12 protein-coding genes are annotated in these 7,723 nt (G+C 66.3%); all 12 read right to left on the bottom strand.

Annotation, left to right across the window (positions count from 1 at the left end; translation table 11 throughout):
* On the bottom strand, positions 1 to 131 hold a 131-nt coding region (locus tag ACO6D5_RS15590), incomplete at its 3' end, for a Sec-independent protein translocase subunit TatA/TatB (RefSeq protein ID WP_485825871.1).
* 72 nt (positions 132 to 203) lie between these two features.
* Complete coding sequence (tatA, locus tag ACO6D5_RS15585) at positions 204 to 431, bottom strand: Sec-independent protein translocase subunit TatA (RefSeq protein WP_006216828.1); 228 nt, start codon at positions 429 to 431, stop codon at positions 204 to 206.
* 14 nt (positions 432 to 445) lie between these two features.
* Positions 446 to 814, bottom strand: coding sequence for a histidine triad nucleotide-binding protein (locus tag ACO6D5_RS15580; RefSeq protein WP_006224531.1), 369 nt, complete (start codon positions 812 to 814; stop codon positions 446 to 448).
* Positions 815 to 830: 16 nt separating this feature from the next.
* Positions 831 to 1,181: a phosphoribosyl-ATP diphosphatase gene (locus tag ACO6D5_RS15575; RefSeq protein WP_006224532.1), complete on the bottom strand. Its 351-nt coding sequence runs from the start codon at positions 1,179 to 1,181 to the stop codon at positions 831 to 833.
* The gene (gene hisI / locus ACO6D5_RS15570; protein ID WP_315844845.1) at positions 1,178 to 1,582 is read right to left on the bottom strand and encodes a phosphoribosyl-AMP cyclohydrolase; all 405 of its coding nucleotides are present in this window, start codon (positions 1,580 to 1,582) and stop codon (positions 1,178 to 1,180) included. The genes ACO6D5_RS15575 and hisI overlap by 4 nt, the downstream gene beginning before the upstream one ends.
* Position 1,583: 1 nt before the next feature.
* Positions 1,584 to 2,405 (bottom strand): imidazole glycerol phosphate synthase subunit HisF, encoded by an 822-nt coding sequence (hisF, locus tag ACO6D5_RS15565; RefSeq protein ID WP_006224534.1) that lies wholly within the window; start codon positions 2,403 to 2,405, stop codon positions 1,584 to 1,586.
* Positions 2,402 to 3,142, bottom strand: coding sequence for a 1-(5-phosphoribosyl)-5-[(5-phosphoribosylamino)methylideneamino]imidazole-4-carboxamide isomerase (gene hisA, locus ACO6D5_RS15560; RefSeq protein WP_006224535.1), 741 nt, complete (start codon positions 3,140 to 3,142; stop codon positions 2,402 to 2,404). Before hisA ends, hisF begins: the two co-directional genes overlap by 4 nt.
* Before the next feature lie 56 nt (positions 3,143 to 3,198).
* On the bottom strand, positions 3,199 to 3,897 hold the full coding sequence (hisH, locus tag ACO6D5_RS15555; protein ID WP_280027253.1) for an imidazole glycerol phosphate synthase subunit HisH: 699 nt from the start codon (positions 3,895 to 3,897) through the stop codon (positions 3,199 to 3,201).
* A gap of 33 nt (positions 3,898 to 3,930) precedes the next feature.
* On the bottom strand, positions 3,931 to 4,518 hold the full coding sequence (hisB, locus tag ACO6D5_RS15550) for an imidazoleglycerol-phosphate dehydratase HisB (protein WP_006216836.1): 588 nt from the start codon (positions 4,516 to 4,518) through the stop codon (positions 3,931 to 3,933).
* 1 nt (position 4,519) lies between these two features.
* Complete coding sequence (gene hisC, locus ACO6D5_RS15545; protein WP_315844844.1) at positions 4,520 to 5,626, bottom strand: histidinol-phosphate transaminase; 1,107 nt, start codon at positions 5,624 to 5,626, stop codon at positions 4,520 to 4,522.
* On the bottom strand, positions 5,623 to 6,927 hold the full coding sequence (gene hisD / locus ACO6D5_RS15540) for a histidinol dehydrogenase (protein ID WP_315844843.1): 1,305 nt from the start codon (positions 6,925 to 6,927) through the stop codon (positions 5,623 to 5,625). Before hisD ends, hisC begins: the two co-directional genes overlap by 4 nt.
* A gap of 54 nt (positions 6,928 to 6,981) precedes the next feature.
* Positions 6,982 to 7,656 (bottom strand): ATP phosphoribosyltransferase, encoded by a 675-nt coding sequence (gene hisG / locus ACO6D5_RS15535; protein WP_054421045.1) that lies wholly within the window; start codon positions 7,654 to 7,656, stop codon positions 6,982 to 6,984.
* Positions 7,657 to 7,723: the final 67 nt, after the last annotated feature.

Genomic DNA, 7,723 nt, shown 5'->3' with positions numbered 1-7,723 from the left:
TTGACGTAACGCTGCGCGCGCCCAAGCAGGTGGCCGACGGTGCGGGCTACCTTGGGCAGGCGTTCGGGGCCAATGACGATCAAGGCGACGACGCCGATCACCATCAGTTCAGTGAGGCTGACATCAAACATTCGACGGCCGCTCGGGAATTGAAGCAATAAGGGCCGGCCCGTTCAGGGCTGGCCCGGGAGACGAGCCGGGGCTCAGGAGTTGGTCTTTTCCTTGGCCTGCACGTCGATGGTTTCACCGGAAACGCGCTGCTGCGCGATCGGGTCTGCCGGCTTTTCGCCGTTGGCGTCCTTCATGCCTTCCTTGAAACCCTTCACCGCGCCACCCAGGTCCGAGCCGATGTTGCGCAGTTTCTTGGTGCCGAAAATCAGCGCCACGATGACCAGAACGACCAACCAATGCCAAATGCTGAAACTACCCATGATGTTTCTCCGAATTACGCGGTTGGGGCTACGCGCCCTTTCCAGGGCCGCGAGCCGCCGATGATGTGGAAATGCAAATGCGGGACTTCCTGGCCGCCTTCGACGCCAGAGTTGATCATGATGCGAAATCCGCCATCAGGGCCCGGACGGCAACCGTTTTCGGCTGCTAGCCGCGGCGCCAACGACATCATTCTACCCAACCAACCTGCGTCCTCGCCCGTAATATCCTGCATGGATGTGACATGACGTCGAGGGATCAGCAGTAAATGCACCGGTGCGGCCGGATTGATATCGTGGAATGCAACAAAGTCCTCGTCCTCGTAGACCTTCTTGGACGGGATGTCGCCAGCGGCGATCTTGCAGAAAAGACAGTTGTCGCTCATTTTCCGGGCTCCGTGGTCAATCTTTGGGGCGGCTTGCCTTCTCGGCCAGGCCCGACAGGCCCTCGCGGCGGGCCAATTCGGCCAGCACGTCTTCCGGCCGCAGGTTGAAATGGGTCAGCGCGACCAGGCAGTGGAACCACAGGTCGGCGGTTTCGCTGACGATGCGCTCGGGCACGCCGTCTTTGGCGGCCATGACCAGTTCCGTGGCTTCTTCGCCGATCTTCTTCAGGAAGGAATCGGGGCCTTTGGCCAGCAGCTTGGCGGAATATGACGCCGTGGGATCGCCGCCGTTTTCGGGGCGGCGGGTTTCCAGCGTGTCGGCGATGCGCGCCAGGATATCGGCGGCGCTTAAGGCTTGATCGGTCATTTGTAGATCATTTCCGGGTCTTTGAGCACCGGGTCCACCGTGACCCAGGACGCCTGGTCCGTCTGGCCTTCCAGGCGGCGGTAGAAACAGCTGGCGCGGCCGGTGTGGCAGGCGATGCCGCCTTCCTGGTGGATTTTCAGCAGGATGACGTCGCCGTCGCAATCCAGGCGCAGTTCATGCACTTCCTGGTGATGGCCGGATTCCTCGCCCTTGCGCCACAGGCGCTGGCGCGAACGCGACCAGTACACCGCGCGGCCCGTGGCGGCGGTTTCGGCAAGCGCGTCGCGGTTCATCCAGGCCACCATCATGATCTGGCCGTTCTCAACGTCTTGGGCGATGGCGGGGATCAGGCCGTTTTCGTCGAAAACGACGTCGGCCATCCAGGTGGGTTCAGTGCTCATATCAGTCCAACCTTACTGCAATGCCTTGTTCGGCCATGAAGCGTTTGCATTCGCCAACGGTGTGCTGGCCGAAATGGAAGATGCTGGCGGCCAGCACGGCGCTGGCGCGGCCGGTGGTGACGCCGTCGGCCAGATGCTGCAGGTTGCCGACGCCGCCGGAGGCGATGACGGGCACCGGCACGGCGTCCGACACGGCGCGGGTCAGCTCCAGGTCGAAGCCCGACTTGGTGCCGTCGCGGTCCATGCTGGTCAAGAGGATCTCGCCGGCGCCATAGGCGGCCATGCGGCGCGCCCAGGCCACGGCGTCCAGCCCGGTGGCCTTGCGGCCGCCGTGCGTGAAGACTTCCCAGCGCGCGGGTTCGCCGGCCGCCGACACGCGGCGCGCGTCGATGGCCACGACCACGCACTGCGAGCCGTGGTAGTCGGAGGCGGCGCGGACCAGTTCCGGATTGGCCACGGCCGCGCTGTTGATGCTGATCTTGTCGGCGCCGGCATTCAGCAGGCGCTGGATGTCGGACACCTGGCGCACGCCGCCGCCCACCGTCAGCGGGATGAAGACCTGCGAGGCCACCTGCTCGATGATGGGCAGGATCAGGTCGCGGCCGTCGCTGGTGGCGGTGATGTCCAGGAAGGTCAGTTCGTCGGCGCCCTGCTCGTTGTAGCGGCGGGCGATTTCGACGGGGTCGCCGGCGTCCAGCAGGTTGACGAAGTTCACGCCCTTGACGACGCGGCCGGCGGTGACGTCAAGGCAGGGGATGATGCGGCGGGTCAGCGCGCTCTGGACGGGCGCGCCGGCCCCGGGGGTGCTGCTGGAGGTGGTCATTTTGCCAATTCGTCGGCGCGAGCCTGGGCTGCCTGGAAATCAAGCGTGCCTTCGTAGATGCTGCGGCCCAGGATGGCGCCTTCGACGCCCTCTTCCTCGACGGCGCACAGGGCTTCGATGTCCTGGATGCCGGCGATGCCGCCCGAAGCGTACACGGGGATGCGCACGTGCTGGGCCAGGCGGACCGTGGCTTCGACATTGACGCCCGACAGCATGCCGTCACGGCCGATGTCGGTGTAGATGATGGCTTCGCAGCCGTAGTCTTCGAACTTCTTGGCCAGGTCGAGCACGTCGTGGCGGGTCAGCTTGCTCCAGCCGTCGGTGGCGATCTTGCCGTCGCGGGCGTCCAGGCCGACGATGATCTGGCCGGGGAAAGCGCCGCAGGCATCTTGCAGGAAGCCCGGGTTCTTGACCGCGGCGGTGCCGATGATCACGTAGGAAATGCCGGCGTCAAGGTAGCGCTCGATGGTGTCGAGGTCGCGGATGCCGCCGCCGATCTGGACGGGGATGTCGTCGCCGACGGCGTCCAGGATGGCCTTGATGGGCGCTTCGTTCTTCGGTTTGCCGGCGACGGCGCCGTTCAGGTCGACCAGATGCAGGCGGCGCGCGCCCTGGTCAAGCCAACGGGTGGCCATGGCGGCGGGGTCTTCGGAGAACACCGTTGCATCGTCCAGGTCACCCTGGCGCAGGCGCACGCAGCGCCCGTCTTTAAGATCGATGGCGGGGATCAGCAGCATGGTGGGCAGCAAAAAAGAAAGAGGGGTTGAATGGGCTGGCGCAGCAGGCTCAAGGCCTACGGCTGCCAGTCTACAAAATTGCGATACAGGCGCAAACCGTGTTCGGCGCTCTTTTCGGGGTGGAACTGCACCGCGAAAATGTTAGCTGCCGCCACTGCGCAGGTAAAGGCGACGCCGTAATCGGTTTCACCAACAGTCAGGCCGGAATCGTCCGGATCGGCGTAGTAACTATGGACGAAATAGAAGTGCGTGTCGTCCGGAATGCCGTCCCAGATAGGGTGAGAGCGCGTCTGGCGGACTTTGTTCCATCCCATGTGCGGCACTTTCAGCCGTTCCGGGCGGGTGTCGACCGCGCCGGCCGCGCCGGTGTCGGCCAGGCACGCTTCGTCGTCGGCGGCGATCAGGTCGGCAAAGCGCGGGCCCGAAAAGCGGCGCACGACGCCGGGGAACAGGCCCAGGCAGGACGTGCCGCCCTCTTCAGAGGAGTCGAACAGCATCTGTTCGCCCACGCAGACGCCCAGCAGGGGCTTGTTGCGGGCGGCGCGCACGACCGCTTCGCGCAGGCCGGATTCATTCAGGGTGCGCATGCAGTCCGCCATGGCGCCCTGGCCCGGGAAGACCACGCGGTCAGCCGCGTCGATGTCCTGGGGCTGGTTGCAGATGCGGATGTCCGCATCGGGGGCGGCGAACTTCAGGGCGCGTGCGACGGAGTGGAAATTGCCCATTCCATAGTCGACGATGGCGATAGTGGTCACTTCTTTTGCCTGGTGCGGTGGGGTTGGCGAACGTTACAGCACGCCCTTGGTGGAGGGCACGACGTCGCCCATGCGCGGGTCGACTTCCATGGCCATGCGCAGGGCGCGGCCACAGGCCTTGAACACGGTTTCCGCCTGGTGGTGGGCGTTGAAACCGCGCAGGTTGTCGATGTGCAGCGTGATCAGCGCGTGGTTGACCAGGCCCTGGAAGAACTCGCGCGTCAGGTCCACATCGAAATTGCCGATGTGGGCCCGCGTGAACGGGATGTGGTATTCCAGGCCGGGACGGCCCGAGAAGTCCACCACGACGCGCGACAGCGCTTCGTCCAGCGGCACGTAGGCGTGGCCGTAGCGGCGCAGGCCGGCCTTGGTGCCGACGGCCTTGGCGATCGCCATGCCCAGCGTGATGCCCACGTCTTCCACCGTATGGTGCGCATCGATGTGCAGGTCGCCCTCGGCCTTGATGTCGAGGTCGATCAGGCCGTGGCGCGCGATCTGGTCCAGCATGTGGTCCAGGAAGGGCACGCCCGTGTCGATCGTCTGCTTGCCGGTGCCGTCGATGTTGATGGCCACGCGGATGCGGGTTTCGTTGGTGTTGCGGGTGATCTCTGCGGTACGCATGTTAAGCACTCAAAATCTCTTGCAGGGCAGCCAGCAAGGCGGCGTTCTCGGCCGGGGCGCCCACCGAGATGCGCAGGCAGTTGGCCAGGAGCGGATGGGCGTTGGAGAAGTTACGAATCAATATTTTGCGCGTTTTCAGCGCAAGATGCACGGCGTTGCCGTCCAGCTTGCCGGAAAAGCGCGCGAGTATGAAGTTGCCTGCGGAAGGGAATACCCTGACGCCGGGCAGCGCGGCCAGGGCGGCGGCCAGCGGTTCGCGGTCGGCGCGCAGGCGCGCGGCCTGCTCGTCCAGCACGTCCTTGTGGCGCAGGACCGTCATCAGCGTGGCCTGGGTCAGCACGTCCAGGTTGTAGGGCGGGCGCACCTTGTTCAGTTCGCCGATCCAGTCCGGATGGCCGGCCAGGTAGCCGAAACGCAGCCCCGCCAGGCCGATCTTGGAGACCGTGCGCATGACGACGACGTTGGGCGCGTCCAGCACCTGGGGCATCCAACTGCGCTCAGCAAAGGGCTGGTAGGCCTCGTCCAGCACCACCAGGCCGGGGGCGGCGGCGATGATCGCCTGCACGTCGTGGTCGGACCAGAGCCCGCCGGTGGGGTTGTTGGGCACGGCCAGGAACACGACCTTGGGCTGGTGTTCGCGGATGGCGGCCAGCATGGCCGGCAAATCCAGGGTCAGATCATCGGTCAGCGGCACGCCCACAAAGCGGGCGTGGTCGAAACGGGCCGCCATGTCGAAATAGACGAACGACGGCCAGGGCGACATCACCGTGTCGCCCGGATTGCAGCAGGCCTGCACGACGATGTGGATGAGTTCGTCCGAGCCGTTGCCGAACAGCACGTCGGCGCCGTCAGGCACGCCGAAGCTTGCCTTCACCGCCTGCTGAAGCGCGGACAGGTCGGCCGCCGGATAGCGGTTCAGCGCCGTATCGCGCACCGTGCGGGCGATATCGTCGCGGACCGCGTCGGGCAGCTCGTAGGGGCATTCCATCGCGTCCAGCTTGATGCAGCCTTCCGCGTGCGCCACCGGATACGCGGCCAGTTCGCGGATATCGGCGCGGACCGTGCCGGCGATGCGGCCGGCGACGCTTGCCGCCGGGGCCGCGCTCATGGCTTGTCGATCCGGTACTGGGCGCTGGCGGCGTGCGCCTGCAGGCCCTCGCCCAGTGCCAGTTCGGCGGCGATGCGGCCCAGCGTCTGCGCGCCCTCGCGCGAGACCTGGATCAGGCTGGAGCGCTTCTGGAAGTCGTAGACGCCCAGCGGCGACGAAAAGCGCGCCGTGCGGGATGTGGGCAGCACGTGGTTGGGGCCGGCGCAGTAGTCGCCCAGCGCTTCCGAACTGAAGCGGCCCATGAAGATCGCGCCGGCGTGGCGGATCTTCGCCGTCCAGATTTCGGGCTGTTCGGTCGAGATCTCCAAGTGTTCGGGCGCGATGTCGTTGGCGATCTGGCAGGCTTCTTCCAGGCTTTGGACCTGGATCAGCGCGCCGCGGTTGGCCAGGCTGACGCGCAGGATGTCGGCGCGCGGCATCGTGGGCAAGAGGCGCGCGATGGCGGCTTCGACTTCCTCGATGAAGGCGGCGTCGGGACAGAGCAGGATGGACTGCGCCAGTTCGTCGTGCTCGGCTTGCGAGAACAGGTCCATGGCGATCCAGTCGGCCGGCGTCTTGCCGTCGCAGATGACCAGGATTTCGCTGGGGCCGGCGATCATGTCGATGCCGACCGTGCCGAACACGCGGCGCTTGGCGGCGGCGACATAGGCGTTGCCCGGGCCCACGATCTTGTCCACGGCGGGCACGGTGTCGGTGCCGTAGGCCAAGGCGCCCACGGCCTGCGCGCCGCCGATGGCGAACACGCGGTCCACGCCGCCGATGGCGGCCGCGGCCAGCACGATCGGATTGCGCACGCCGTCGGGCGTGGGCGTGACCATGATCAATTCCTGCACGCCCGCGACCTTGGCCGGGATGGCGTTCATCAGCACTGACGACGGATAGGCGGCCTTGCCGCCCGGCACGTACAGGCCCACGCGGTCCAGCGGGGTGACCTGCTGGCCCAGCATCGTGCCTTCGGCGTCGGTGTAGGTCCAGGTCTCGGCGCGCTGGCGTTCATGGTAGCTGCGCACGCGGTCGGCGGCGGCTTCCAGCGCATTGCGCTGCGCGGCCGGCAACGCGGCAAGCGCCGCATGCCAGTCCGCCTTGGGGATTTCCAGCGTGGCGGCCGAGGCATTCGCCATGCGGTCGAAACGCTGCGTGTATTCCACCAGCGCGGCGTCGCCGCGGGCGCGCACGTCGGCCAGGATGCCGGCGGCGGCGCGGTCGATGGACTCGTCCTCGGTGGCCTCGAAGGCCAGCAGCTTGGACAGGGCGGATTGGAATCCGGGATCGCGGGAGTCGAGACGATTGATCAGTGCCATGGCGTCATGCAGCAAAGCGGAAAGCGGCCGCCGCGGCGTCGCGGCGGGCGGGGGTCAGGCATTGCGGGAAGCGGCTCTTTCGAAGGCGTCCAGCAGCGGTTGCAGGCGGGCGCCGCGCGTTTTCAGCGCGGCCTGGTTGACGATCAGGCGCGACGAGATCGGCATGACGTCTTCGACGGCCACCAGATCGTTGGCGCGCAGCGTGCCGCCGGTGGACACCAGGTCGACGATGCAGTCGGCCAGGCCGACCAGCGGCGCCAGTTCCATCGAACCATACAGCTTGATGATATCGACGTACACGCCCTTGGCCGCAAAGTGTTCACGGGCTGAGTGGACGTACTTGGTGGCCACGCGCAGGCGCGCGCCCTGGTGCACGGCGCCTTCGTAGTCGAATCCGTTGCGCACGGCCACGGCCAGGCGGCACTTGGCGATGTTCAGGTCGATGGGCTGGTACAGGCCGCCGGGCTGTTCCTTGGCATGCTCGATCAACACGTCCTTGCCCGCGATGCCGAGGTCCGCCGCGCCGTATTGCACGTAGGTCGGCACGTCTGAGGCGCGCACGATGATCAGGCGCAGGCCAGGGTCGCTGGTCGGCAGGATCAGTTTGCGCGAGCTTTCGGGGCTCTCGGTCACTTCGATGCCGGCCTCGGCCAGCAACGGCATGGTTTCTTCAAAAATCCGGCCCTTGGACAGTGCCAGGGTCAGGGGCTTTGTTGTGGCGTCGTTCATTGCAGAGCCGCCTCAAAATGAACGGGCCCACTCGGGGGGCAGCAAGCCGAAGGCGCAGCGTGGGGGC

Source organism: Achromobacter sp. (genome assembly GCF_057314935.1).
The sequence above is the reverse complement of the archived record's forward strand: the minus strand, read 5'-3'. Positions and strand labels throughout refer to the sequence as shown.

Coding starts and splice junctions, on each gene's coding strand:
- ACO6D5_RS15575 (WP_006224532.1), bottom strand. CDS start 1,181: ATGACCGATCAAGCCTTAAGCGCCGCCGATATCCTGGCGCGCATCGCC.
- hisF (WP_006224534.1), bottom strand. CDS start 2,405: ATGACCACCTCCAGCAGCACCCCCGGGGCCGGCGCGCCCGTCCAGAGC.
- hisC (WP_315844844.1), bottom strand. CDS start 5,626: ATGAGCGCGGCCCCGGCGGCAAGCGTCGCCGGCCGCATCGCCGGCACG.
- hisA (WP_006224535.1), bottom strand. CDS start 3,142: ATGCTGCTGATCCCCGCCATCGATCTTAAAGACGGGCGCTGCGTGCGC.
- hisD (WP_315844843.1), bottom strand. CDS start 6,927: ATGGCACTGATCAATCGTCTCGACTCCCGCGATCCCGGATTCCAATCC.
- hisI (WP_315844845.1), bottom strand. CDS start 1,582: ATGAGCACTGAACCCACCTGGATGGCCGACGTCGTTTTCGACGAAAAC.
- tatA (WP_006216828.1), bottom strand. CDS start 431: ATGGGTAGTTTCAGCATTTGGCATTGGTTGGTCGTTCTGGTCATCGTG.
- hisG (WP_054421045.1), bottom strand. CDS start 7,656: ATGAACGACGCCACAACAAAGCCCCTGACCCTGGCACTGTCCAAGGGC.
- hisB (WP_006216836.1), bottom strand. CDS start 4,518: ATGCGTACCGCAGAGATCACCCGCAACACCAACGAAACCCGCATCCGC.
- ACO6D5_RS15580 (WP_006224531.1), bottom strand. CDS start 814: ATGAGCGACAACTGTCTTTTCTGCAAGATCGCCGCTGGCGACATCCCG.